At 43.0% G+C, this 25509-nt stretch carries 25 protein-coding genes, 2 rRNA genes and 2 other annotated features; all 27 genes read left to right on the top strand.

The features are described from left to right. Nucleotides 1-85: ribosomal RNA gene (locus tag ACTWPX_RS19980) — 23S ribosomal RNA — on the top strand; the annotation flags it as partial. 89 nt (nt 86-174) lie between these two features. Beyond that, a 5S ribosomal RNA gene (gene rrf, locus ACTWPX_RS19985) occupies nt 175-288 on the top strand. An 86-nt stretch (nt 289-374) separates the two neighbouring features. Beyond that, on the top strand, nt 375-1067 hold the full coding sequence (locus ACTWPX_RS19990; protein WP_443121243.1) for an MgtC/SapB family protein: 693 nt from the start codon (nt 375-377) through the stop codon (nt 1065-1067). 161 nt (nt 1068-1228) lie between these two features. Then, complete coding sequence (locus ACTWPX_RS19995) at nt 1229-1690, top strand: CtsR family transcriptional regulator (RefSeq protein WP_128524992.1); 462 nt, start codon at nt 1229-1231, stop codon at nt 1688-1690. A 20-nt stretch (nt 1691-1710) separates the two neighbouring features. Beyond that, the gene (locus tag ACTWPX_RS20000; RefSeq protein WP_443121244.1) at nt 1711-2259 is read left to right on the top strand and encodes a UvrB/UvrC motif-containing protein; all 549 of its coding nucleotides are present in this window, start codon (nt 1711-1713) and stop codon (nt 2257-2259) included. Continuing rightward, nucleotides 2259-3329: a protein arginine kinase gene (locus ACTWPX_RS20005; RefSeq protein WP_443121245.1), complete on the top strand. Its 1071-nt coding sequence runs from the start codon at nt 2259-2261 to the stop codon at nt 3327-3329. The genes ACTWPX_RS20000 and ACTWPX_RS20005 overlap by 1 nt, the downstream gene beginning before the upstream one ends. A gap of 19 nt (nt 3330-3348) precedes the next feature. Further along, nucleotides 3349-5814: an ATP-dependent protease ATP-binding subunit ClpC gene (gene clpC, locus ACTWPX_RS20010; protein WP_443121246.1), complete on the top strand. Its 2466-nt coding sequence runs from the start codon at nt 3349-3351 to the stop codon at nt 5812-5814. A gap of 169 nt (nt 5815-5983) precedes the next feature. Further along, nucleotides 5984-7363, top strand: coding sequence for a DNA repair protein RadA (gene radA / locus ACTWPX_RS20015; protein WP_128524988.1), 1380 nt, complete (start codon nt 5984-5986; stop codon nt 7361-7363). Beyond that, nucleotides 7364-8437, top strand: a complete 1074-nt coding sequence (gene disA / locus ACTWPX_RS20020) for a DNA integrity scanning diadenylate cyclase DisA (RefSeq protein WP_443121247.1) — start codon at nt 7364-7366, stop codon at nt 8435-8437. It abuts the gene before it with no gap. A gap of 154 nt (nt 8438-8591) precedes the next feature. Continuing rightward, nucleotides 8592-9692 (top strand): PIN/TRAM domain-containing protein, encoded by a 1101-nt coding sequence (locus ACTWPX_RS20025; protein WP_128524986.1) that lies wholly within the window; start codon nt 8592-8594, stop codon nt 9690-9692. Nucleotides 9693-9802: 110 nt separating this feature from the next. Next, complete coding sequence (locus tag ACTWPX_RS20030) at nt 9803-10990, top strand: bifunctional 2-C-methyl-D-erythritol 4-phosphate cytidylyltransferase/2-C-methyl-D-erythritol 2,4-cyclodiphosphate synthase (protein ID WP_443121248.1); 1188 nt, start codon at nt 9803-9805, stop codon at nt 10988-10990. A 61-nt stretch (nt 10991-11051) separates the two neighbouring features. Then, nucleotides 11052-12521, top strand: coding sequence for a glutamate--tRNA ligase (gene gltX, locus ACTWPX_RS20035; protein ID WP_443121249.1), 1470 nt, complete (start codon nt 11052-11054; stop codon nt 12519-12521). A 44-nt stretch (nt 12522-12565) separates the two neighbouring features. Continuing rightward, nucleotides 12566-12782: a binding site (T-box leader), on the top strand. A 69-nt stretch (nt 12783-12851) separates the two neighbouring features. Further along, nucleotides 12852-13514, top strand: a complete 663-nt coding sequence (cysE, locus tag ACTWPX_RS20040; RefSeq protein ID WP_128524983.1) for a serine O-acetyltransferase — start codon at nt 12852-12854, stop codon at nt 13512-13514. Then, nucleotides 13504-14904 (top strand): cysteine--tRNA ligase, encoded by a 1401-nt coding sequence (cysS, locus tag ACTWPX_RS20045; RefSeq protein WP_443121250.1) that lies wholly within the window; start codon nt 13504-13506, stop codon nt 14902-14904. Before cysE ends, cysS begins: the two co-directional genes overlap by 11 nt. 4 nt (nt 14905-14908) lie before the next feature. Then, nucleotides 14909-15313 (top strand): Mini-ribonuclease 3, encoded by a 405-nt coding sequence (locus ACTWPX_RS20050; RefSeq protein WP_443121251.1) that lies wholly within the window; start codon nt 14909-14911, stop codon nt 15311-15313. Next, on the top strand, nt 15314-16057 hold the full coding sequence (gene rlmB, locus ACTWPX_RS20055) for a 23S rRNA (guanosine(2251)-2'-O)-methyltransferase RlmB (protein ID WP_443121252.1): 744 nt from the start codon (nt 15314-15316) through the stop codon (nt 16055-16057). 3 nt (nt 16058-16060) lie between these two features. After that, nucleotides 16061-16570: an NYN domain-containing protein gene (locus ACTWPX_RS20060; protein WP_443121253.1), complete on the top strand. Its 510-nt coding sequence runs from the start codon at nt 16061-16063 to the stop codon at nt 16568-16570. 81 nt (nt 16571-16651) lie between these two features. Further along, nucleotides 16652-17308: an RNA polymerase sporulation sigma factor SigH gene (gene sigH / locus ACTWPX_RS20065; protein WP_443121254.1), complete on the top strand. Its 657-nt coding sequence runs from the start codon at nt 16652-16654 to the stop codon at nt 17306-17308. A gap of 78 nt (nt 17309-17386) precedes the next feature. Continuing rightward, on the top strand, nt 17387-17536 hold the full coding sequence (gene rpmG, locus ACTWPX_RS20070) for a 50S ribosomal protein L33 (protein WP_128524977.1): 150 nt from the start codon (nt 17387-17389) through the stop codon (nt 17534-17536). 40 nt (nt 17537-17576) lie between these two features. Further along, on the top strand, nt 17577-17753 hold the full coding sequence (gene secE / locus ACTWPX_RS20075; protein ID WP_128524976.1) for a preprotein translocase subunit SecE: 177 nt from the start codon (nt 17577-17579) through the stop codon (nt 17751-17753). Between the two features lie 128 nt (nt 17754-17881). Beyond that, the gene (gene nusG / locus ACTWPX_RS20080; protein WP_443121255.1) at nt 17882-18418 is read left to right on the top strand and encodes a transcription termination/antitermination protein NusG; all 537 of its coding nucleotides are present in this window, start codon (nt 17882-17884) and stop codon (nt 18416-18418) included. Nucleotides 18419-18568: 150 nt separating this feature from the next. Then, a complete protein-coding gene (gene rplK, locus ACTWPX_RS20085; RefSeq protein ID WP_128524974.1) occupies nt 18569-18994 on the top strand; it encodes a 50S ribosomal protein L11 in 426 nt (141 codons plus the stop codon). 117 nt (nt 18995-19111) lie between these two features. After that, entirely contained in the window at nt 19112-19807 is a 696-nt protein-coding gene (gene rplA / locus ACTWPX_RS20090) for a 50S ribosomal protein L1 (RefSeq protein ID WP_128524973.1), read from the top strand. Nucleotides 19808-19859: 52 nt separating this feature from the next. Continuing rightward, nucleotides 19860-20008: a sequence feature (ribosomal protein L10 leader region), on the top strand. 41 nt (nt 20009-20049) lie between these two features. After that, nucleotides 20050-20550, top strand: a complete 501-nt coding sequence (gene rplJ, locus ACTWPX_RS20095; protein ID WP_443121256.1) for a 50S ribosomal protein L10 — start codon at nt 20050-20052, stop codon at nt 20548-20550. 50 nt (nt 20551-20600) lie between these two features. Next, entirely contained in the window at nt 20601-20966 is a 366-nt protein-coding gene (gene rplL / locus ACTWPX_RS20100) for a 50S ribosomal protein L7/L12 (RefSeq protein ID WP_128524971.1), read from the top strand. 80 nt (nt 20967-21046) lie between these two features. Further along, the gene (locus ACTWPX_RS20105; protein WP_443121257.1) at nt 21047-21652 is read left to right on the top strand and encodes a class I SAM-dependent methyltransferase; all 606 of its coding nucleotides are present in this window, start codon (nt 21047-21049) and stop codon (nt 21650-21652) included. A gap of 313 nt (nt 21653-21965) precedes the next feature. Then, nucleotides 21966-25493, top strand: coding sequence for a DNA-directed RNA polymerase subunit beta (gene rpoB / locus ACTWPX_RS20110; RefSeq protein ID WP_128524969.1), 3528 nt, complete (start codon nt 21966-21968; stop codon nt 25491-25493). Nucleotides 25494-25509: the final 16 nt, after the last annotated feature.

Genomic DNA, 25509 nt, shown 5'->3' on the forward strand with positions numbered 1-25509 from the left:
AGAGACGATGAGGTTGATAGGTCCGAGGTGGAAGCGTGGTGACACGTGGAGCTGACGGATACTAATGGATCGATGACTTATCTATAGATATTTCGTTCGTGAAAAGTCGATGGTACGTTCGATGATGTTGTTTCCTTATCCAGTTTTGAGGGTTCACCTCAAACTTTATATTGACGTGGTGGTGAAGGCGAAGAGGTCACACCTGTTCCCATGCCGAACACAGCAGTTAAGCTCTTCAGCGCCGATGGTAGTCGGGTCGATCCCCGTGAGAGTAGGACGCCGCCACGTCATATGAAAGAAACCAGAAGTTAATCCTTCTGGTTTTTTCTATATCTGGATGTTTAGACATATGTATTAAGAAAGGAGGGGCACATATGGATTGGACTTATTTCTTCCATGAAGATATTCTATTATTCATATTCAGGCTTTTTTTTGCATTGATTTTATCAGGTCTTATCGGTTTTGAAAGAGAAGTGAAGAATCACTCTGCAGGTTTTAGAACGCATATTCTCGTAGGTGTAGGAGCATGTTTAATGATGCTGCTCTCTCTTTACGGCTTTGAGGAATTTATAGACGAATATGATCAAGTGCGCTTTGATCCTGCACGTATACCTTCTTATGTTATCAGTGGAATCGGTTTTCTTGGAGCCGGAACAATTATCGTGAATGGAATGACAATCCGGGGTCTTACGACAGCTGCTTCTATATGGACAGTAGCGGGGATCGGTTTGGTGGTAGGAGCCGGTATGTATGATGTAGCAACTGTGACAACAATTTTAGTTTTATTAAGTCTGGTATTCCTGAACAAGGTAGAAAAGGAAAAATTCAATGGTAACCGAAAGAATGTTTTCCATTTTACAATCGATAAAGATCTCCAGATTAATATCGTTCTGGCGGTATTTGACCGTTTTGGTTTGCATGTTAGAAAATTTGATATTGTCGCATTGGATACTGAGAAAAAGAAGATTGTAATAGAGCTGGATAAACATCAGGATTTTGATCGTACAGCACTTTTAGAGCAATTGATCGATATAGAGGGTGTCCAGCAATTTGGCCATCGTTCCTAACTGCACAGTGAAACTGTGCAGTTTTTTTGTTTTATTTCATAATGAAAAGGGGAAACATATAAGATATGAACTTCATAAACAATTTAGTTGCGTGACAAAAATAAATGAGTATAATAAAATTAAAGTCAAAGATAGTCAAAGTCAAAAGAGGGGGAGGGACAATGCGGAATATATCAGACATCATAGAAGATTATTTAAAAGGTATTTTAGATGAAAATCATCAGGCGGTAGAAATCAAACGTAGTGAAATTGCAGAGCGGTTTCAATGTGTACCGTCTCAAATCAATTATGTGATTAAAACACGGTTTACTGTGGAAAAAGGTTATATAGTGGAAAGTAAGCGTGGAGGAGGCGGATATATCCGCATCAGCCGCGTCCAGCATCGTAAGGATTCAGACATGATTTCAGAAGTGATGGAGTTGATCCACCCTCGTGTCTCTCAAACTAAGGCTATAGATATTTTGGCAAGACTTGTGGACTATGAAATCATTACAGCACGGGAAGGTAAGCTTATGGAAAGTGTCATTGACCGTGATGTACTTGCATTTCCTTTACCGTTAAGAGATGAAGTGAGGACGCGGATTATGACCGCAATGTTGTTCACCCTTAAATATAAATGTTGAGAGGGAAGGGAGAGGTTCATATGGAGTGCCAGGAATGCCACCAGCGTCAAGCGACAGTACATTTGACTCAAGTGGTCAATGGTCAAAAGTCAGAAGTCCATGTGTGTGAAAAGTGTGCGAAGGAAAATGGGTACATGAACTATGGAGAAGAGAACTTTACTTTGAATGACCTCCTTTCAGGTCTTTTTCATTCTGAAGCGCCTTCCCCCTTGAAAGATAAAAGTTCGCAAGCATACCCGAAAAAAACACAATTGAAATGCTCGAGTTGTGGTCTGACCTATGAAGAATTCGCACGCATCGGTAAATTCGGTTGTGCGGAATGTTACCAAACGTTTGATGAACGATTGAATCCGATATTGAGGCGAGTTCATAGCGGAAACACAAGCCATGATGGTAAGATTCCTAAACGTGAAGGCGGCAATCTGCATCTGAGAAAAGAAGTGGAAGAATATAAATTAAATCTTCGACAATTAATTGAGCAGGAAGAATTCGAAGAGGCAGCGAAAGTTAGAGATAAGATCAGATTTCTGGAGGGCCAGCTTCATAAAGGGGAGGATGGTGATGAGTAGTGTCTTTACAGCAATTTATGAATGAGGCGATCAGTCCTTGGATGAAACAAGAGGGTCCAGATAGCGATATTGTCATGAGCAGCCGCATACGTCTTGCTCGTAACTTCTCACAATATCCTTTCCCGATCATAGCTTCTGAGGGTTCGTTAGATAAGGTGTTAGATTTCTTCAGTCAAGAATTCAAGAAGCAATCCTTTAGAGATTATAAAGATTTTGAAATGGTCCAAATGAAAGCATTACAACCAATTGAAAAAAGAGTTCTTGTTGAGAAACATTTGATTAGTCCTCACCTTGCTGAAAAATCGGATAAATCGGCAACACTTATTTCTCAAAATGAACAAGTTTCTATAATGATTAATGAAGAAGACCATATTCGCATACAGTTATATTTCCCAGGCTTTCAGTTGGATCAAGCATTAGAGCAGGCCTCTCAACTTGATGATTGGCTTGAAGATAAAATTGATTACGCGTTTGATGAAAAGCGCGGTTACTTGACTTCATGCCCTACAAATGTGGGTACGGGGATGAGAGCTTCGGTGATGATGCATCTCCCTGCTTTATCCATGACCCAGCAAATCAATCGTATGACTCCAGCCATCAATCAACTTGGATTAGTGGTAAGGGGCATTTATGGAGAAGGTAGTGAAGCAGTCGGGAATATTTTTCAAATTTCGAATCAAATCACTTTAGGTAAATCAGAAGAGGATATCGTAGAAGATTTGCACAGTGTCGTCAAACAACTGATTGACCAGGAGCGGCGTGCAAGGGATGCTCTTATGAGGGGATCCGGCATTCAATTGGAAGACCGTATTTTTCGTTCCTATGGTGTTTTGAAGAATAGTCGAATCATAGAGTCTAAGGAGGCAGCTAAATGTCTATCTGACTTACGCTTAGGAATTGATTTAGGTTTCATAGACCATATTCCACGCACTATTTTAAATGAATTGATGGTTTTGACTCAGCCTGGGTTTTTACAACAATATGCTGAAGCTACGCTAAACCCTGAGGAAAGGGATATACGAAGAGCTTCTTTAATCAGAGAACGACTTCAATTAGAGAGTGAAGAATAATTGTTAGGAGGGAAAGTCCATGATGTTTGGGCGATTTACAGAAAGAGCACAAAAAGTATTGGCGCTAGCTCAAGAAGAAGCGGTACGTTTAGGACATAACAATATTGGTACAGAGCACATTTTGCTTGGATTAGTAAGTGAAGGTGAAGGGATTGCAGCCAAAGCATTGACTGCCCTTGGTCTCGAATCTTCAAAGATTCAGCAAGAAGTGGAAAAGCTGATTGGAAAAGGGGAGAAAGTTTCTCAAACCATCCATTATACACCTCGTGCTAAGAAAGTCATCGAACTGTCTATGGATGAAGCACGTAAACTTGGACACTCTTATGTCGGCACAGAGCATATCCTCCTGGGCCTTATTCGTGAAGGGGAAGGCGTTGCAGCTAGAGTATTAAATAACCTTGGTGTAAGTTTAAATAAAGCACGTCAACAAGTGTTGCAGCTACTTGGCAACAATGAGTCTACAGGTGGACAAAATCGCCGTGGAGGCAGCTCAGGAGCTCAGGCTGCTAATGCGAATACACCTACACTTGATTCATTGGCGCGTGACTTAACGGCAATTGCCAAAGAGGGTAACATTGACCCTGTCATCGGCAGAAGCAAAGAAATCGAACGTGTTATTCAAGTGTTGAGCCGTCGTACGAAAAACAACCCGGTTCTTGTCGGTGAACCTGGTGTTGGTAAGACGGCAATTGCAGAAGGGCTTGCTCAGCAAATCATGAACAATGAGATACCTGAAATCTTACGTGACAAACGTGTAATGACATTGGATATGGGAACAGTTGTTGCAGGCACAAAATACCGTGGCGAATTCGAAGATCGATTGAAGAAAGTCATGGAGGAAATTCGTCAAGCCGGCAACATCATCTTATTCATTGATGAATTGCACACTTTGATAGGGGCTGGAGGAGCAGAAGGAGCTATCGATGCGTCCAACATTTTAAAACCTTCTCTAGCACGTGGAGAGTTGCAATGTATAGGTGCTACCACTTTTGATGAATACCGTAAATATATTGAAAAAGACGCAGCACTAGAGCGCAGGTTCCAGCCGATTCAAGTGGATGAGCCGAATCTTGAAGAATCCGTACAAATTTTACAAGGACTTCGTGACCGTTATGAGGCACACCACCGTGTAACAATTACGGACGATTCCATCGATTCAGCTGTCCGATTCTCCGATCGTTATATTACGGATCGTTTCCTTCCGGATAAAGCGATTGACTTGATTGATGAAGCAGCATCGAAGGTCCGATTACGCTCCTACACGGCTCCGCCGAACCTGAAAGAGCTTGAGCAAAAGCTTGAAGAGGTTCGTAAGGAGAAAGATGCAGCCGTTCAAAGCCAAGAGTTTGAAAAAGCTGCTTCGCTTCGCGATAGTGAACAACGTTTGAGAGATGAATTGGAAAAAACGAAAGATGAATGGAAAGAAAAGCAAGGGCAGGAAGACTCTGAAGTCACAGTAGAGGATATCGCCTCAGTTGTATCTACATGGACAGGTGTCCCTGTTTCTAAAATGACCAAAGATGAAAGTGAGCGTTTGCTTCATTTGGAAGATACGCTTCACAATCGTATAATTGGTCAGGATGAAGCAGTCAAAGCGATTTCTAAAGCGATCCGACGCGCCCGCGCCGGGTTGAAAGATCCGAAACGTCCAATCGGCTCCTTCATCTTCTTAGGACCTACAGGTGTCGGTAAAACAGAGCTTGCCCGTGCACTGGCGGAAAGTATGTTTGGTGAAGAAGACGCCATGATCCGGATAGACATGTCAGAATATATGGAAAAACACAGCACATCACGTCTTGTAGGATCACCTCCAGGCTATGTCGGCTATGAAGAAGGCGGACAGCTGACAGAGAAAGTTCGCACCAAGCCATACTCAGTCGTCCTTTTGGATGAGGTTGAAAAAGCTCACCCAGAAGTCTTCAACATTTTACTGCAAGTACTTGAAGATGGGCGTTTGACTGATTCTAAAGGACGCGTGGTCGATTTTCGTAATACCGTATTGATCATGACTTCCAACGTAGGTGCGCAAGAGTTGAAACAGAATAAATATCTAGGATTTTCTATGGGTGAAGAGAACCAAGATTATAAAGATATGAAATCTAAAGTTACGGATGCACTTAAGAAAGCATTCCGTCCAGAATTCTTGAACCGTATCGATGAAACAATCGTCTTCCATTCCTTAGAAAGAAAACACATGAACGACATTGTGACGTTAATGGCAGAAGAGCTGAGGAAACGTCTGCTTGAACAAGAAATTGACTTCACATTATCAGATGAAGCGATTGAGCATATTGCCGAATCAGGATTCGACCCTGAATACGGAGCCCGTCCGCTTCGTCGATCCATCCAGAAAAATGTGGAAGATTTATTATCTGAAGAGCTCTTAAAAGAGAATATCGCTAAAGGGCAAAAAGTGACGATCGACGTGGATGATGAAAAGAATTTCGTTGTTCGCAAGCAAGAAGAGTCATCTTCAACGAACTGAATAAACGTCACTTGCAGGTGATAATCTGAAAATCGGAAGGTGTTTTGCCTTCCGATTTTTTTCTTCTTCCGCTATGATTTAAGCAAGAGTAATTTAATACAAATGATAAGACTATGAAACTTATTCACAATCTTTTTCGTATAAACTTATAAGAATAGGGGCGTTTATCTTGGCAAAAAGAAAAACAAAATTCGTTTGCCAGGAATGTGGGTATGAGACACCGAAATGGATGGGGAAATGTCCAGGGTGTCAGCAATGGAATACACTTGTTGAAGAAATGAGTGCACCAGCGGCGAATTCACGTCATGTATTCCAGACAAGCTCCACTTCCGCAACTACGAAACCAGAAAAAATAACAGAGATCAAATCTGATAAAGAACCCCGCTTACCTACTGACATGCCTGAATTTAATCGCGTGCTTGGTGGTGGGATCGTGGCCGGCTCCCTGGTTTTGATAGGTGGTGATCCGGGTATCGGGAAATCAACCTTACTCCTTCAAGTGTCCGCACAGATTGCCAGGAAAGATTTTCCAGTCTTATATATATCTGGAGAAGAATCTTCCAGGCAGACGAAATTGAGGGCAGAACGGTTGAAAATAACTTCAGATGACCTGTACGTATTATCAGAAACCAATCTACAAGACGTAAGTAATCAAATTGAAAACATAAATCCGAAATTCGTCGTCATCGATTCAATCCAGACGATTTTCAAGGAAGATGTCACGTCTGCGCCGGGGAGTGTTTCTCAAGTAAGAGAGTGTACAAGTCACTTGATGAGGCTGGCAAAAAATAAAGGGATTCCAATTTTCATCGTTGGGCATGTTACTAAAGAAGGTTCCATCGCGGGTCCAAGGCTGCTGGAACACATGGTGGATGCAGTTCTTTATTTTGAAGGTGAAAGGCACCATACCTTCAGAATTTTAAGAAGTGTGAAGAACCGCTTCGGAAGTACCCATGAGATGGGCATTTTCGAAATGAAAGAGAAAGGGTTAGAAGAAGTTCTGAACCCATCTGAAATCTTCTTAGAGGAACGGTCCCAGGGTGCGGCTGGATCGATTGTGGTCGCTTCAATGGAAGGTACACGCCCTGTCCTGGTCGAAATCCAAGCACTTATCTCACCGACTGCTTATGGGAATCCCAGACGTATGGCTACCGGCTTGGATAATAGTCGTGTTCCCTTACTGATGGCCGTTTTGGAGAAAAGAGCTGGACTTCTTTTACAGAACCAGGATGCTTATGTGAAAGTGGCAGGGGGAGTGAAGCTGGATGAGCCTGCCATTGACTTGGCCGTGGCGATCAGTATAGCTTCAAGCTTCCGTGACCAGTCATCAAACGGTGATGATGTCGTTGTCGGCGAAGTCGGTTTGACAGGTGAAATCCGGAGAGTCGCAAGAATTGAACAAAGGGTACAGGAAGCGGCGAAATTAGGATTCAAGCGTGTCATTATTCCGAAGAAGAATATAGGTGGATGGACACCGCCTTCTGATATTGAGGTGATTGGAGTCAGTACTGTACAGGAAGCGATGAAGGTCACATTGGGGGACGCATAAATGGAATGGCATGAAATGAAAGAAAACGGAATCGGAGAAATCCTTAAACTTGTGGCACCCGGGACGCCGTTACGAGATGGAATTGATAACGTTCTCCGAGCGAAGACGGGTGGCTTGATAGTACTGGGCTACGGAGATGGCATGCGTGATCTTGTTGATGGCGGGTTCCATATCCAATCCGATTTCACCCCTGCTCACCTCTATGAATTAGCTAAAATGGATGGTGCGCTCATTTTAAACGATGAAGGCACGAAGATTCTTTTTGCGAATGCCCAATTGATGCCTGATCCGGAAATCATATCAACAGAAACGGGAATGCGGCACCGGACTGCTGAACGGGTAGCCAAACAAACAGGGGCACTTGTGATTGCCATTTCACAGCGGCGCAATGTCATAACGCTTTATAAAGGATCACTGCGATATTCTCTTAAAGATATTGGGGTCATCCTGACGAAAGCTAACCAAGCGATTCAAACATTAGAGAAGTATAAAAATGTCTTAGACCAAAGTGTGACGAATCTTGGGGCCATGGAATTTGAAAATATGGTTTCCTTTTCTGAAGTGGTGCAAGTGGTCCATAGGGTGGAAATGGTTTTACGGACGAAAACGGAAATTCTGAACTATGTAAATGAATTGGGGACGGAAGGAAGGCTGATTCAACTTCAATTAACTGAACTCGTATCCAATATTGAAGAAGAAGCGAGCCTCTTGCTGAAAGACTACAGTAAGCGTCCGGATTATGAGCCGTATTATATTTTAAAGAAGATGCAGGAGGTTTCAAATACAGAACTGCTGTCAGATGAGCATGTCCTGAAACTACTCGGCTACTCACCAAATGCCAAGATGACTGATGCGATCCACCCGCGTGGTTACAGGATTCTTAGTAGAATCCCGCGGCTCCCTCCATTGATCATCTCTCATTTGGTGGAAAAGTTCGGCACATTGGATGACTTGATCCAAGCATCTACTAAGAAATTAGTAGAAGTGGATGGAGTGGGAGAAATAAGAGCAATGAAAATCAGGGATGGCTTAGACCGCATCCAGGAACAGCTGTTCGTAGATCGACATATTTAAGAAAATTGACTTATTTAAATGCTTTATGATATGATGATTGTTTTGTCGATTGACTTAAATTGGAAGTTATGCTAAGTTAGAAACCATCATTCCTTTTTTATATGGTTAATGGTTGTTAGGTTTGGTCATACTGTGATTGAGGAGGTGAATACAAGTGCTTAAACGAATTGTACAGTTGTTTATTGTTATAACCGGTGGGACGATCGGTTACCTCTATTTTCCAGAGCTATTTACAACCATGGGGCTTACTTGGCAGAATTGGATTCAATCTGTTATGGGGGCCGTACTAGGAGCACTTATATTATTTTTATTAACTTTTTGGGTCGTGGATTATATTGTGGACTTTCTACGATGGGTGGAAGACACTTTAGTCCGGGCACCGGTAGCTGATTTGTTATTCGGTAGTCTAGGTCTGATTGTCGGTCTAATTATTGCTTATTTGATCAATATCCCTGTACAAGATATCCAGATTCAAGTAGTTAACCAGGTTGTACCGATCTTTTTGACATTTTTACTAGGTTACTTCGGTTTTCAAGTAGGATTCAAGCGTAAAGATGAATTCCTGAATTTAGTTTCGAAAAAAGAGAAGAGTCTCGAAGGGGAAGGATCTTCCCAAGAGAGCTCCAGTCTTGATCCTGCTTTAATTCCAAAACGTAAAATTCTTGACACAAGTGTAATTATTGATGGCCGGATTGCGGACATCTGCGAGACGCACTTTCTAGAAGGTACGATTGTGATCCCTCAATTTGTACTTGAAGAATTGCAGCATATTGCAGATTCTTCTGATGGGTTGAAAAGAAACCGCGGCCGCCGTGGGTTGGACATTCTTAATCGTCTGCAGAAAGACCTCCCTGTAAACGTCGAGATTTACGAAGGTGATTTTGAGGAAATCCAGGAAGTGGATAGTAAACTTGTGAAATTAGCCAAGGTTATGAATGGTATCGTCGTTACAAATGATTTCAATTTGAACAAGGTGTGCGAGTTTCAAAATGTACAAGTCTTGAATATTAATGATCTCGCAAATGCTGTTAAACCAGTAGTTCTTCCAGGGGAAGAGATGAAGATTCAAGTCATTAAGGATGGTAAAGAGCAAAATCAAGGGGTTGCCTACCTGGACGATGGAACAATGATCGTCGTTGAAGAAGGTAAAGACTATATCGGGAAGACAATCGATGTCGTTGTCACGAGTGTCTTACAGACTTCGGCAGGCCGCATGATTTTTGCGAAACCGAAATCACTTGAAAAAGCCTTGTAAAAACGGTATAAACAAATAGAGAATGACAAAAGTGATAACAAGTGTGTTATCGCTTTTGTTGTTTTATAAAGTTATTATTAATAAGCCGAAATCAGCTTAGGATGGATATTATGACGAACTACACAGCTATTATACTGGCGGCTGGCCAAGGGAAGCGGATGCTGGCGGGTCGTAATAAGCAGTTTTTAATGATTGATCAAAAGCCGTTGATCATTCATACTCTGTCCATTTTCGATCTGGATGACTGGTGTAAAGAAATTGTGCTCGTAACGAATGAAAAAGAACGCTCTGAAATGGAACAGCTTTTCATCGACTACCCGATAAAGAAAGACATCCGTTTAGTAGATGGGGGAGCAGAAAGGCAGGATAGTGTTTTTGCGGGTTTATCTGCGGTGCACAGAGTCGAGCTTCCTGTTTTCATCCATGATGGCGCACGTCCGTTTGTTTCCAGGGAACTTTTACATGAATTAGCTGAAACGACGTCTGAAAAGGAAGCAGCGCTTTTGGCTGTGCCGGTTACAGATACTATTAAACAAAGAACAGGGGAGCGTTTAACAACCCTGGATCGAAATTCTCTGTGGGCCGCGCAGACTCCTCAGGCGTTTTCTTTTCCATTGATATATGAGGCGCATCAACAAGCCAAAACACGCGGATACTATGGCACAGATGATGCCTCTTTAGTTGAGCGTTTAAATAAAGAAGTCGCTATTGTAAAAGGGAGTTATGAGAATATAAAATTGACGACGCCTGAAGATTTACATAAGGCGGAAGCGTATTTGAATAATCAACGAAATGGAAAGGTAGATGATTTTCCTATGTTTCGAATCGGCCAGGGCTATGATGTTCATCAATTGGCAGAGGGGCGCCCGTGCATAATCGGTGGTATAAAAATTCCTTATGAAAAAGGATTGTTAGGCCATTCTGATGCAGATGTATTACTTCATACTATTGCTGATGCCTGTTTAGGAGCCATCGGAGAAGGGGACATCGGCAAACATTTCCCGGATACAGACCCTGAATTTAAAGATGCTGATTCAGGTGAACTTCTACAGCATGTGTGGCAGCTTGTTTCAGATCGTGGATACTCACTAGGAAATATCGATTGTACAGTCATTGCTCAAGCACCGAAGATGGCACCTTACATCGAACAGATCAGAGAAAACGTTTCAAGTCTGCTAAGCACAGAAAAAAGTCGGGTAAATATAAAAGCGACAACTACTGAAAAATTAGGGTTCACTGGCCGTAAAGAAGGAATTGCTGCACAAGCTGTCGTCCTATTGCAAAATAAACAGCAATAGTAAGCAAAAAATGATAAAATAAGTCAAGGATATAGACCGGAAACAGGAAAGGGGAACGATTATGTCAAACGAAGTTCGTGTGCGCTATGCGCCAAGTCCAACAGGGAACCTCCACATAGGTAATGCGAGAACTGCCCTGTTCAATTATCTGTATGCTAAAAACGCGGGTGGTAAAATGGTGATCCGTATTGAAGATACAGATGAAAAGCGAAATGTAGTAGGAGGAGAACAGAGTCAGCTCAATTACCTGAAATGGTTAGGGGTTGAATGGGATGAAAGTGCCGATTTAGGTGGTGAATATGGACCTTACCGCCAAATGGAACGACTTGATATTTACAAAAAACACGTAGATGAATTGCTCGAACGCGGGCTTGCTTATAAATGTTATATGACGTCTGAGGAACTGGAAGCTGAACGTGAAGCCCAGATGGCCCGCGGAGAAGCACCTAAATATTCAGGGGCTCACCGTGACCTGACCGAGGAACAAATTTCCCAGTTTGAAACGGAGGGTCGCGAACCTAGCATCCGTATTCGTGTACCAGAAAACCACACGTACACCTTCAATGATATTGTTAGAGAAGATATCACCTTCGAATCCAGTGATTTTGGAGATTGGGTCATCGTTAAGCAAAACGGGACACCCACTTATAACTTCGCTGTAGCGATCGATGATTACATGATGGACATCACTCATGTACTACGCGGGGAAGAACATATCTCTAACACCCCTAAGCAAATGATGATTTATGAAGCTTTTGGATGGGAGCCGCCTAAGTTTGGCCACATGACTCTGATCCTTAATGAGGACCGTAAAAAATTAAGCAAACGTGATGAGCATATCCTGCAATTTATCGAACAGTATAAGAATCTAGGTTACTTGCCAGAAGCTTTGTTCAACTTCATCACTTTGCTCGGATGGTCACCGGTAGGCGAAGAAGAGATCTTCACACAGGAAAAATTGGTTGAAATCTTTGATGCAGAACGTCTGTCTACATCCCCGGCTGTGTTTGATGCAGCGAAATTGAAGTGGATGAACAACCAATACATCAAAGCTTCGGATCTTGAAAAAGTAGTCGACCTTGCTCTTCCTCATTTAGTGGAAGCCGGGCGTTTACCTGAAGGGATGACAGAAGAAGACCGCAAATGGGCCACGGAATTGATTGGTCTTTACCAGGAGCAATTGAGCTATGGCGCTGAAATCGTAGAACTCACAGATCTGTTTTTCAAACAAGAAATTGAATATAATGATGCAGCGATGGAAGTATTAGAAGGTGAACAAGTGCCAGAAGTACTTGAAACTTTCAAGAAAAATCTCCAGGAGCTAGAAGAATTCACGCCAGAAAATATCAAAGCTCAAATAAAAGCAGTGCAAAAAGAAACTGGCCACAAAGGTAAGAAACTGTTCATGCCCGTTCGAGTAGCTACCACTGGACAGACTCATGGGCCGGAGCTGCCGAATGCGATTCATTTACTTGGTTTAGAGACAGTAACCGTCCGCTTAAACGATGTATTGAATAAATTACAAGCTTAATTCGTTCACATACGGGAGATAATATCATATAGTAGAGATACCTATACGAAACGTTGATGAGGAGAAGTAAAAGATCCCTCTCTTACCCAGAGAGAATCACCTTTGGCTGGAAGTGATTCTAAGAGAAATCTTTGAAATGCACCTCGGAGTCTTTGGCTGAATGTAGTATGCTGAAGCGGGTACCTTCCGTTAGCAAGGGTGAAGTGGGGAAAGTGAGCTATTTCCCAAACAGAGTGGAACCACGCCTGACGCGTCTCTGTGCCAATGTGCACAGGGGCGCGTTTTTTATCTGATGAACCGCTTTGTTTCAAATGAAGGAGGGGAGCAAGTATGGGGCTTTTAAAAATGTTTAAAGAAGATGTCGATGTGGTGTTCGACCAGGATCCTGCTGCTCGTTCTTATATTGAAGTGATATTGACATATTCCGGTTTACACGCCATTTGGTCGCACCGGGTGGCTCATGCTTGTCACAAGCGGAAGTTTTTCTTTTTAGCAAGGATCATTTCACAATTAAGCCGATTTCTGACTGGGATTGAAATTCATCCTGGAGCGAAAATAGGACGCCGGTTTTTTATCGACCACGGCATGGGGGTCGTCATTGGAGAAACGTGTGAGATAGGTGACAATGTTACGATTTTCCAAGGAGTTACACTTGGGGGAACGGGAAAAGAAAAGGGAAAAAGACATCCGACACTTTTGGATAATTCATTGGTAGCTACAGGGGCGAAAGTGCTCGGATCTATCACCATAGGGGAGCATTCCAAAGTGGGCGCAGGCTCTGTTGTCTTGAAAGACGTTCCCGATAATTCAACTGTTGTGGGGATACCGGGGCACGTCGTCATTCAAGATGGAAAGAAAGTTCAGAAGAAAGATTTGGATCACCACAAATTGCCTGACCCGGTTTATGACCGCCTGGACTATCTCGAGAAAGAGATCAGCCAGCTACGTGAAGAACTAAAAGAAGAAAAAGGAGTGAACCAGAATGGCTATTAATATATATAACACTTTGACTCGCAGAAAAGAGCCGTTTCAACCACTGGAAGAGGGCAAGGTGAAAATGTATGTATGCGGACCTACAGTTTATAACTATATTCATATCGGGAATGCCCGTCCCGCCATCGTTTTCGATACAGTCCGCCGTTATTTTGAGTATCGTGGTTATGACGTCCATTATGTGCTCAACTTCACAGATGTAGATGACAAATTAATCAAGGCTGCTAACGAAATGGGGGAAGGTGTCACAGATATTGCCAACCGTTTCATCACAGCTTATAAAGAGGATGTCGGGGCCCTCGGGGTCAAAGAAGCTGTCGATCACCCTCGAGTGACTGAAAACATGGATGAGATCATTAGCTTCATCAATGGTTTGGTAGAGAAAGGTTATGCATATGAAGCGGGAGGAGATGTCTATTTCCGCACCCGTTCTTTTGACAATTATGGGAAGCTGTCCCATCAATCCGTGGATGAACTTCAATCAGGAGCACGAATTGAAGTGGGAGATAAAAAAGAGGACCCTCTGGATTTCACTTTATGGAAAGAAGCAAAAGATGGAGAAATATCCTGGGATAGTCCTTGGGGCGGCGGACGTCCTGGTTGGCACATTGAGTGCTCGGCTATGGCTAAAAAATATTTAGGGGAAACGATTGACATTCATGCAGGAGGTCAAGACCTCACCTTCCCACACCATGAAAACGAAATCGCCCAATCTGAAGCTCACAACGGGCAGTCTTTCGCCAAATACTGGATGCATAACGGATACATCAATATCGATAACGAGAAAATGTCTAAATCCTTAGGAAACTTCATTTTGGCTCATGACCTTGTGAAGAAACATGACCCACAAGTCATTCGGTTCTTCATGTTGAGCGTACAGTATCGACATCCGATCAATTTCAGCGATGAATTGCTAAAAGGTGCGAAGAGCAGCTTCGATCGTATTAAAAATGCCTACGAAAACATCAATCATCGCAAACAGACAAGTTTAAGCTTGGACGACGAGCAAAGTGCTTGGATCACTAAAATTGATGGGTTCAAAGAACAATTCATCAAAGAAATGGATGATGACTTTAATACAGCGAATGCTATCTCAGTATTATTTGATTTAACTAAGAATGCCAACCTCTACTTGCAGGAGCAGCAAACACACCATAAAGTGCTGGAGGCGTTTGAGAGAACATTTGAAGAACTTACTCGTGTTCTTGGACTTGAACTTGTGGTTCAAGATGAATTATTGGATGAAGAAGTCGATGCTCTTATCGAAGAACGTAAGCAAGCTCGAAAAGACCGTAACTTTGAAAGGGCAGACCAAATCCGTGATGAATTGAAAGATAAAAACATCATTCTAGAGGATACGTCTCAAGGGACGAGATGGAAGCGGGGCTGAAGATATGGCTATGACAAACGTCAAACAGATGAAAAGTCTCGCTCTCGCCTATATGGGCGATTCCGTCTACGAACTTTATGTGCGAGACCACCTTTTAAAGTCGGGAGAAGTCAAGCCGCAACACCTTCATCAGGCTGCCGTTCAATTCGTATCGGCTGTCTCTCAAGCAAAGGTCGTTCAGGTTTGGCAAGAAGAGAAGTTGCTGACAGAGGAAGAAGAAGGGGTGCTCCGTCGAGGGAGGAATGCGAAATCAGGTTCGGTTCCGAAGAATACGAATGTACAAACCTATCGTTATTCCACTGCTTTTGAAGCGGTGTTAGGATTTCTTTATTTATCAGGTCAAACAGAACGGCTGGAAACACTGATCAACCATGCGATAAAAAATGTAGAAGAAAGGAGCGGAGTATAAATGAATACAGAATGGATCATTGGGAAAAACCCCGTCCAGGAAGCCATACGGTCCGGGCGGGCGATTAATAAAGTGATGGTGTCTGAGCACCTTCAATACCAAGCTTATAAGAAATTGGAACAGCTAGCGAAAGAACAAGGTGTACTTGTTCAAAAGGTACCGAAGAAAAAAATAGACCAATTGGTGGATGGGAACCACCAGGGAATTATCGCTTCTGTAGCAGCTTACGAATATAGCGATTTGGATGATTTATTTGCAAAAGCGGAGGAAAAGGGAGAGGCTCCTTTCTTCATCATTTGTGACGAAATCGAAGACCCTCACAACTTAGGATCGATTTTAAGGACAGCGGATGCGAGTGGAGCACATGGTGTCATTATTCCAAAACGGCGTTCTGTTGCTTTGACAGCTACTGTCGCTAAGACATCAACCGGAGCTATTGAATATATACCTGTAGCCAGGGTTACGAATTTAGCTCGAACGATTGATGAATTGAAAGAACGTTTTGTTTGGGTGGTCGGTACAGATGCAGCTGGGACTGAGGATTACCGTCAGCTTGACGGAAAGATGCCGATCGCACTCGTTATTGGAAGTGAAGGTCGAGGCATGAGCCGCTTGACGAAGGATAAATGCGACTGGACTGTGAGTTTACCCATGGCAGGAGAAGTTACCTCCCTGAATGCTTCTGTTGCTGCCTCTCTACTGATGTATGAAGTCTTCAGGAAGCGTAACCCTGTTGGTGAATAACTTATGAATGTTTTAATAGTCGATGGATATAACATGATTGGTGCATGGCCGGAACTTCAAAAGTTGAAAGAAGCAGAGCTCGGCCAAGCCCGTGATCTGCTCATTGAGATGATGGCTGAATACCAATCATATACCGGGAATCGGATTATGGTAGTTTTTGATGCTTACCACGTCCGGGGAGTTGAAAAAAAGCGGAAAAATTATAAAGTTGAAGTTATTTTCACAAAAGAAAATGAGACAGCTGACGAACGGATCGAAAAATTGGCAGGTGAGTTGAATGATGTGCGCACACAAGTATATGTGGCAACCTCGGACTATGCTGAACAAAGGACAATTTTCGGACAAGGGGCCTTTCGTAAATCCGCCCGTGAACTTTATATTGAAGTGAAAAACATAGAAAACCAGATTGAAAAGGACGTAGAGAGCCATAATCAAATCCAATATCAATCGAAGATACCGATAAAAAAAGAAGTTAGGGAGCTCTTCGAAAAATGGCGGCGAGGAGATAAATAATTCTGACAACTTGTTGACGCTTATCAAAAACTTGCTGTATAATATTTCTATATTGAGGTAGCACGGTCGGAGGGATCCTGTGTGAGCATCTTACAAACAGAGAAAAGCACCAGCGAGTTGGATCTTAGCCAGCTTGATGACGAGGCAGTCGTAGAACTAATTAACCAAGGTCAGGTCCAAGCGCTCGATTATTTAATCAATAAGTACAAAAATTTTGTTCGCGCTAAAGCTCGAACATACTTTCTTATTGGTGCAGATCGTGAGGATATTGTGCAAGAAGGTATGATCGGTCTTTATAAAGCCATTCGTGATTATAGAGAGGGGAAGCTCTCTTCTTTCAAAGCTTTTGCAGAATTATGTGTCACCCGTCAAATTATTACCGCAATTAAAACCGCCACTAGACAGAAACACATCCCTTTGAATTCCTACGTTTCTTTGGACAAGCCTATTTATGATGAAGAGTCGGATCGGACGTTGCTTGACGTCATAGGTGGTTCAAAGTCAATCGACCCACAAGAATTAATAGTAAACAAAGAGAAATTTTCTGACATGGAAGAGAAGATGTCGGAATTGTTAAGTGACCTGGAAAAAGAGGTCCTCACCCTTTACTTGGACGGGCAATCCTATCAGGAAATTTCGGCAGAAGTGGATAGACACGTAAAATCTATTGATAACGCTTTACAACGTGTAAAGCGGAAGCTTGAGAAATATTTGGAAATCAATGAAATCACTCTATGAATGTCAGATTGACAGCCCCCGGCAAGAGTGCTACATTTAGTAAGTATGTAAACCTCGAAGAATGAGGGGACGGAACGAATGCGAAAAAAAATTATACTATCCTGTACGGAATGTTTAAGTCGAAACTACAGTTCATATAAAAATCAATCCAATCAGTCCGAACGTTTTGAGGTCCGTAAGTTTTGTAAGAAATGTGGATCGCATACGTTACATCGTGAGACGAAATAGAGAAGGAAGCCAGCAGGCGCAAATTTGGGGGTATTACAGCATGTTTAAGTTTTTCAAGAATGTAGCTCGAGAGATGAAGAAGGTGAGTTGGCCTAAGAGTCAGGAATTGACTCGATACACGATCACTGTTCTTTTCACCGTGGCTTTCGTAGCTGTATTCTTTGCTATTGTAGATCTTGGGATTTCTCAGGTGCTTGAACTCATCGCTAAAGAATAGTAGAGTGGTTTTTATGCTATAATAGGAGATAGACTTACAAAAACCCGTTCAGCGGGTTTTTTCATGTTGGAATAATTTTAAAAACTTTAAATACAAGGGAGGGAAGGGCAAGCACTTGTCCTATCATAATGGAAAAAAGATGGTATGTTGTACACACCTATTCAGGTTATGAGAACAAAGTGAAAACGAACCTTGAGAAGCGTGTTGAATCTATGGGAATGGAAGATAAGATCTTCCGTGTCCTTGTCCCTGAGGACGAAGAAGCAGAGATTAAAAATGGAAAAAGGAAAATCGCTAAGAAGAAAGTGTTTCCTGGTTATGTGTTAGCTGAGATGGTCATGACAGACGACTCTTGGTATGTCGTACGCAACACACCGGGTGTGACTGGATTCGTAGGATCTACTGGATCCGGCTCAAAGCCGATCCCTCTCCTGGAAGAAGAAGTCGAAACGGTTCTTAAACGTATGGGCATGAACGAACAACCGAAAGCAGAGATAGACTTTGAGGTGAAGGAAAGCGTTAAGGTGACCGAGGGGCCGTTCGCCAACTTCACAGGTGCGATCGAGTATATCGATGCCGACAAACAGAAAGTGAAAGTTCATGTCAACATGTTCGGCCGTGAAACCCCGGTAGAGTTAGACTTTACTCAAATAGAAAAATTATGATTTTTCTATTCCCCCTTGCATAATGGAAATAAAGATGCTAGAATTTTTATGTTCTATATGCGCCCCGGCGAGAGGGGCTATTGCTTAGCGCAATGAGTGGGAGGGGTAGAACCCTATTACCACATCACGGACTTTAAGGAGGTGTGTCTCGTGGCTAAAAAAGTTATTAATGTAGTAAAGCTTCAAATCCCTGCGGGTAAAGCAAACCCAGCGCCACCAGTAGGACCGGCACTAGGTCAAGCAGGTATCAATATCATGGGTTTCTGTAAAGAGTTTAACGCTCGTACCCAGGAAGAAGCTGGTACGATTATTCCAGTTGAAATCACGGTTTATGAGGACCGTTCCTTTACATTCGTTACAAAAACTCCACCTGCTGCTGTTCTTCTCAAGAAAGCTGCTGGAGTCGAGTCAGGTTCTGGTGAACCAAACCGTAACAAAGTAGCTTCTGTGAAGCGCGATCAAGTTCGCGAAATCGCAGAAACTAAAATGCCTGATTTGAACGCTGCTGACGTTGAAGCTGCAATGCGTATGGTCGAAGGTACTGCGCGCAGCATGGGAATCACAATCGAAGACTAATCCCACAGCGTCATTTGGAGATAGGAAAAGGTTGCGGAAATGGAGCTTGTGACTCTTTCGCAACCTTTATTCGTGGGAGGAAAATCCGTTAAAACCACAACGAGGAGGAAATTAATAATGGCTAAAAAAACGAAAAAGCAACAAGAACTTCAAAAGCTTGTTGAGCGTACAAAAGCTTATGATGTACAAGAAGCGATCAAGCTTGTTCAAGAAACAGCTAAAGCAAACTTTGATGAAACTGTCGAAGCAGCATTCCGTTTGGGTGTAGACCCTAAGAAAGCGGACCAACAAATCCGCGGTGCGATGGTGCTTCCGCATGGTACAGGTAAATCACAGCGTGTGCTTGTCTTTGCTAAAGGTGAAAAAGCTAAAGAGGCAGAAGCAGCAGGTGCTGACTACGTAGGTGAACAAGACCTGATCAACAAAATCAACCAAGGCTGGTTCGATTTTGATGTCGTAGTAGCTACTCCTGACATGATGGCTGAAGTTGGTAAATTGGGCCGTGTGCTTGGACCAAAAGGTCTTATGCCAAACCCTAAAACAGGCACTGTAACCTTTGAAGTTGAAAAAGCAGTAAATGAAATCAAAGCAGGTAAAGTTGAATACCGCGTTGATAAAGCTGCTAACATCCACGTTCCGATCGGAAAAGCATCTTTCGATCAGGAAAAACTGGCTGAAAACTTCGCAGCTATTACAGACACGCTTGTTAAAGCTAAGCCTCAAGCATCTAAGGGGACTTATATGCGTAACGCTGCTGTTTCATCTACGATGGGACCTGGAATCAAAGTAGACGTTTCTGGTTACACGAAGTAATAAATTTATTGTTGACTTTCCGCTACCAGCATTATATAATTAGTAGCGTTGTATAAATGAATACGTTATACCGTAGACAGCAGGTGTGGTAAGCCACTTAATTTCCTGCCGAGGTGTGTGAATAAATAGAGCAGCGCTGATCTGCCCTGTTCTATCATACGTACCTCCATGTCTGCATGGAGGTACTTTTTATTATTAAAACCTTCAAGCGGTATGATGAAAAGTCAATAGGAGGTGGAACGATGAGCAGTGTTATCGAACAAAAGAAGCAGGTTGTATCTGAGTTGGCTGACAAGTTCCGCAATAGTAAATCTGCTGTACTAGTAGATTACCGCGGTCTTGATGTATCAGAAGTTACAGAACTTCGAAGTCAATTGCGTGAAGCAGGCGTTGAGTTCAAAGTGTATAAAAACACAATGACGCGCCGTGCTGTAGACGAAGTTGAACTTAGTGAGCTTAATGAAGTGCTACAAGGCCCGACAGCCTTGGCATTCCATGAAGACGATGCAGTAGCACCGGCAAAAATTCTTAACAACTTCGCTAAAGATCACGCTAACCTTGAAATTAAAGGTGGGGTAGTTGAAGGACAAGTTGCAACTCTTGAACAAATCAAAGAACTTGCAAACCTTCCAAACTACGAAGGTCTTGTATCTATGTTCCTAAGCGTACTACAAGCGCCTATCCGCAACTTCGCATATGCTACGCAGGCGATCGCGGATCAAAAAGAAGAAGAAAGCGCGTAAGTTAGCGTTCGTTTAAATTATATCCATTAAATCTAAGGAGGAAATTTCTCATGTCTAACGAACAAATTATCGAAGCGATCAAAGAAATGTCAGTTCTTGAGCTTAACGACCTAGTTAAAGCAATTGAAGATGAATTTGGTGTATCTGCTGCAGCTCCAGTTGCTGCTGGCGCACCTGCTGCAGGTGGCGAAGCTGCTGAAGAACAAACTGAATTCAACGTAATGCTAGAATCTGCTGGAAGCTCTAAAATCAAAGTGGTTAAAGCAGTACGCGAAATCACTGGTCTTGGTCTTAAAGACGCGAAAGAGCTTGTTGATGGAGCTCCAAGTGCAGTTAAAGAAGGCATTGCTAAAGAAGAAGCTGAAGAGATCAAATCTCAGCTTGAAGAAGCAGGCGCAACTGTCGAACTTAAGTAAGAGAATTCCTAAAGTAAAGCTCGCTGATTTATCGGCGGGCTTTCTTTTTCTTAACGATAAAAAAAGAAGGTGTTCGGTTTATGTCGGAGCATTATTACTCAAAGAAAACATCAACAGATAGTGAAGAAAAAACGTGGGCCTTCCAGTTAAGGGGCTATGAATTTGAATTCACAACGGACCACGCTGTTTTCTCTAAGCGGGAAGTGGACTTTGGTTCGCGCATGTTGGTCGAAGCTTTTCATGCACCGGATGTAGATGGAGATTTTCTTGATTTAGGTTGTGGCTATGGCCCGGTCGGACTGGCACTAGCTAAAGATTTTGACAATCGACACGTAATGATGGTCGATGTGAATGACCGCGCATTGAATTTAGCTCGCAAAAATGCAGTTGAAAATGGCATAACGAATGTTACTGTGCAGGAGAGTGATCGGTTGCAGGGGGTAAAGGATCGTCGATTTGCTTCTATTATAACGAACCCTCCTATACGCGCAGGGAAGAAAGTCGTCCATATGATGTTTGAAGAGGCGAAAGAAGCTTTGCTTGAGCAAGGAGAGCTTTGGGTAGTCATTCAGAAAAAACAAGGGGCGCCGTCTGCTAAACAAAAGTTAGAAGAGTTGTTTGGTAATGTAGATGTGGTAGAAAAGCAAAAGGGATATTACATCCTGAAGGCTATAAGGTTTGACTAGCCCTATCAGTTGTGCTAGTATTGAAAAATGCCAATGTGTCTGAACGCTGTCAAGTCTTTTTTTAGCAATCATGTATAAAAAAGATGATAGATGTCCAGAATGGTAAAATCGAACACTGAAAGTAAATGAGGTTTTTATGTATGAAAAGCCTTTTTCTTTTTTGTCTAACGTTAGAGAGAAATGAAGAATCACCATTTGCTCTAAGGCGAATGTTTAAATAGTGCTTGTGGCAAGATCAACCGCAAGCCTGTTCGGCATGTCTTGCCGAACCCTTTTTTCGTTATTAATATGCTTGATTTGAGGGGTGAATCAGTTGACAGGTCAACTAGTTCAATATGGACGACACCGCCAGCGCAGAAGTTATGCACGCATCAGTGAAGTATTAGAGTTGCCGAATTTGATTGAAATTCAGACAGCTTCCTACCAATGGTTCTTGGAAGAAGGTTTGAAAGAAATGTTCCAGGATATTTCTCCAATCGAAGACTTCACAGGCAATTTATCATTGGAGTTTGTAGACTACAGCCTTGGCGAACCAAAGTATCCAGTCGATGAGTCAAAGGATCGCGATGTAACATATAACGCACCACTTCGTGTGAAAGTACGTCTATTAAACAACGAGACGGGCGAAGTGAAAGAACAAGAAGTATTCATGGGTGATTTCCCACTGATGACAGACACAGGTACCTTTGTAATTAATGGGGCTGAACGTGTTATTGTTTCTCAGCTTGTTCGTTCTCCAAGTGTGTACTACAACAAAAAGATTGATAAGAACGGCAAGAGAGGCTATACCGCTACGGTTATCCCTAACCGCGGAGCATGGTTGGAGTTTGAAACAGATGCAAAAGACGTGGTTCATGTTCGTATCGATCGTACGCGTAAATTGCCAATCACCGTTCTGTTACGTGCAATAGGTTTCAGCACAGATCAGGAAATCATTGATTTGATCGGTGACAACGAATACCTTAAGAACACGTTGGAAAAAGACAATACGGAAAACACAGAAAAAGCTTTATTAGAGATTTATGAGCGTCTGCGCCCTGGTGAACCACCAACGGTAGAAAACGCGAAAAGCTTAATCGTTTCCCGTTTCTTTGATCCGAAACGCTATGACCTAGCTAGAGTCGGACGTTATAAAATGAATAAAAAGCTTCATATCAAAGATCGTTTGTTCAACCAGACATTGGCGGAAACGTTAGTGGATGAAGAAACCGGCGAAGTCATCGCAGAAAAAGGCGATAAGATCGACCGTCGTCTCTTAAACAAATTGATACCTCATTTTGATGATGAAGAGGGGAATTTAGGCGAGGAATCATTGGAACCGGCTGAGGGTGTACTTGAAGAGCCAATTCAAGTCCAGTCCGTTAAAATCGTCGACCCCACAGATCCAGAAGGAGAGCGCTCTATCAATGTGATCGGCAATGCAAATATTGACCGTGACGTGAAGAATATCACTCCAGCCGACATTCTTTCTTCTATCAGTTATTTCTTTAACTTGTTGCACAATGTGGGTGGAACAGATGACATCGACCATCTAGGTAACCGTCGTCTTCGTTCAGTTGGAGAACTCCTTCAAAATCAATTCCGTATTGGTTTATCCCGTATGGAGCGTGTGGTCCGTGAACGTATGTCTATCCAAGACACTTCCTCAATCACACCGCAACAATTGATTAATATCCGTCCTGTGATTGCATCCATCAAAGAGTTCTTTGGTAGTTCGCAACTTTCACAGTTCATGGATCAGACGAACCCTCTTGCAGAATTAACGCATAAGCGCCGTCTTTCTGCATTAGGACCCGGTGGTTTGACTCGTGAACGTGCAGGCTTTGAAGTTCGTGACGTACACTATTCCCACTACGGTCGTATGTGTCCGATTGAAACTCCTGAGGGTCCAAACATCGGTTTGATTAACTCTCTATCATCGTACGCAAAAGTAAACGAATTTGGTTTCATTGAAACACCGTATCGCCGTGTCGATCCGGATACCAATAAGGTAACGGCCCAAATCGATTATCTCACTGCAGATGAAGAAGATAATTACGTGGTGGCACAGGCAAACGCGAAGCTTGAAGATGACGGTGCCTTTACCGATGAAGAAGTCATCGCACGTTTCCGCGGTGAGAATACAGTCGTGAATCGTGATCGTCTAGATTACATGGACGTTTCGCCGAAGCAGGTTGTATCAGCAGCAACAGCGTGTATTCCTTTCTTGGAAAACGATGACTCCAACCGTTCCCTAATGGGTGCAAACATGCAGCGTCAAGCAGTACCGTTGCTTAAACCGGATGCGCCACTTGTAGGGACGGGCATGGAATATGTATCAGGTAAAGACTCTGGTGCTGCTGTCATTTGTAGACACGAGGGAGTCGTCGAACGTGTGGAAGCGAAAGAAGTTCGCGTCCGTCGTATTGCCGAGGTGGATGGCAAAGAGGTAGAAGGAGATATAGATCGCTACCGTTTGCAGAAATTCATCCGTTCTAACCAGGGGAGCTGCTATAACCAACGTCCGATCGTCTCTAAAGGCGACCGCGTCAAGCAAGGGGAAATCCTTGCTGATGGACCTTCTATGGATATGGGAGAACTCGCTCTTGGCCAAAATCCACTTGTCGCATTCATGACATGGGATGGTTACAACTACGAGGATGCCATCATCATGAGTGAGCGTCTCGTGAAAGATGACGTATATACTTCTATTCATATAGAAGAATACGAATCAGAAGCTCGTGATACCAAGCTTGGACCGGAAGAAATCACACGTGACATCCCAAATGTCGGTGAAGATGCCCTCCGCGACTTAGATGATCGAGGTATTATCCGTGTCGGTGCAGAAGTAAGTGATGGTGATCTTCTTGTAGGTAAAGTAACCCCTAAGGGTGTAACTGAATTATCTGCCGAAGAACGACTATTACACGCTATCTTCGGTGAGAAAGCACGTGAAGTTCGCGATACTTCTCTACGTGTGCCACACGGAGCAGGCGGAATCGTTCTTGACGTCAAGATCTTTAACAGAGAAGACGGGGACGAACTTCCTCCAGGTGTCAATCAGTTGATTCGTGCTTATATCGTTCAGAAGCGTAAAATCTCTGAAGGTGACAAGATGGCCGGACGTCACGGTAACAAAGGTGTTATTTCTAAGATTCTTCCAGAAGAAGATATGCCTTTCCTACCAGACGGTACACCGGTTGATGTCATGTTGAACCCACTTGGTGTTCCATCTCGTATGAATATCGGTCAGGTACTAGAATTGCACATGGGGATGGCTGCTCGCTTACTTGGAGAAAGAATCGCTACACCGGTTTTCGATGGTGCGCGAGAGGAAGACGTATGGGAGACATTGCAGGAAGCTGGTATGTCTCGTGATGCGAAAACGATCCTTTATGATGGACGTACAGGAGAGCCGTTTGATAACCGTGTATCTGTTGGTGTCATGTATATGATTAAACTTGCACACATGGTTGATGACAAACTTCACGCACGTTCTACTGGGCCGTACTCACTAGTTACGCAACAGCCACTTGGTGGTAAAGCCCAATTCGGTGGACAACGTTTTGGTGAGATGGAGGTATGGGCACTAGAGGCTTATGGTGCTGCTTATACACTTCAAGAAATCTTGACAGTGAAATCGGATGACGTTGTTGGACGTGTGAAGACGTACGAAGCGATTGTCAAAGGTGATAATGTTCCAGAGCCGGGAGTCCCTGAGTCTTTCAAAGTTCTGATCAAAGAACTTCAAAGTCTTGGAATGGACGTTAAGATTCTATCTGGTGATGAGCAAGAGATCGAAATGCGAGATATCGAAGAAGAACAGACCAAAGAATCCGAGAATTTGAACTTAGACGATTAAGATAGAAACACTGCTG

Source organism: Halobacillus sp. H74 (assembly GCF_052246715.1).
GTDB lineage: Bacteria > Bacillota > Bacilli > Bacillales > Halobacillaceae > Halobacillus > Halobacillus litoralis_A.

Bases quoted from the DNA above. Each gene is read 5' to 3' on its own strand.
- nusG (WP_443121255.1), top strand. From the start codon at position 17,882: ATGGAAAAAAGATGGTATGTTGTACACACCTATTCAGGTTATGAGAAC.
- cysE (WP_128524983.1), top strand. From the start codon at position 12,852: ATGGGGCTTTTAAAAATGTTTAAAGAAGATGTCGATGTGGTGTTCGAC.
- rpmG (WP_128524977.1), top strand. From the start codon at position 17,387: ATGCGAAAAAAAATTATACTATCCTGTACGGAATGTTTAAGTCGAAAC.
- disA (WP_443121247.1), top strand. From the start codon at position 7,364: ATGGAATGGCATGAAATGAAAGAAAACGGAATCGGAGAAATCCTTAAA.
- ACTWPX_RS20060 (WP_443121253.1), top strand. From the start codon at position 16,061: ATGAATGTTTTAATAGTCGATGGATATAACATGATTGGTGCATGGCCG.
- rplA (WP_128524973.1), top strand. From the start codon at position 19,112: ATGGCTAAAAAAACGAAAAAGCAACAAGAACTTCAAAAGCTTGTTGAG.
- secE (WP_128524976.1), top strand. From the start codon at position 17,577: ATGTTTAAGTTTTTCAAGAATGTAGCTCGAGAGATGAAGAAGGTGAGT.
- rplJ (WP_443121256.1), top strand. From the start codon at position 20,050: ATGAGCAGTGTTATCGAACAAAAGAAGCAGGTTGTATCTGAGTTGGCT.
- ACTWPX_RS20000 (WP_443121244.1), top strand. From the start codon at position 1,711: ATGGAGTGCCAGGAATGCCACCAGCGTCAAGCGACAGTACATTTGACT.
- ACTWPX_RS20050 (WP_443121251.1), top strand. From the start codon at position 14,909: ATGGCTATGACAAACGTCAAACAGATGAAAAGTCTCGCTCTCGCCTAT.
- ACTWPX_RS20105 (WP_443121257.1), top strand. From the start codon at position 21,047: ATGTCGGAGCATTATTACTCAAAGAAAACATCAACAGATAGTGAAGAA.
- ACTWPX_RS19995 (WP_128524992.1), top strand. From the start codon at position 1,229: ATGCGGAATATATCAGACATCATAGAAGATTATTTAAAAGGTATTTTA.
- rlmB (WP_443121252.1), top strand. From the start codon at position 15,314: ATGAATACAGAATGGATCATTGGGAAAAACCCCGTCCAGGAAGCCATA.
- cysS (WP_443121250.1), top strand. From the start codon at position 13,504: ATGGCTATTAATATATATAACACTTTGACTCGCAGAAAAGAGCCGTTT.
- ACTWPX_RS20030 (WP_443121248.1), top strand. From the start codon at position 9,803: ATGACGAACTACACAGCTATTATACTGGCGGCTGGCCAAGGGAAGCGG.
- rplL (WP_128524971.1), top strand. From the start codon at position 20,601: ATGTCTAACGAACAAATTATCGAAGCGATCAAAGAAATGTCAGTTCTT.
- clpC (WP_443121246.1), top strand. From the start codon at position 3,349: ATGATGTTTGGGCGATTTACAGAAAGAGCACAAAAAGTATTGGCGCTA.
- gltX (WP_443121249.1), top strand. From the start codon at position 11,052: ATGTCAAACGAAGTTCGTGTGCGCTATGCGCCAAGTCCAACAGGGAAC.
- ACTWPX_RS19990 (WP_443121243.1), top strand. From the start codon at position 375: ATGGATTGGACTTATTTCTTCCATGAAGATATTCTATTATTCATATTC.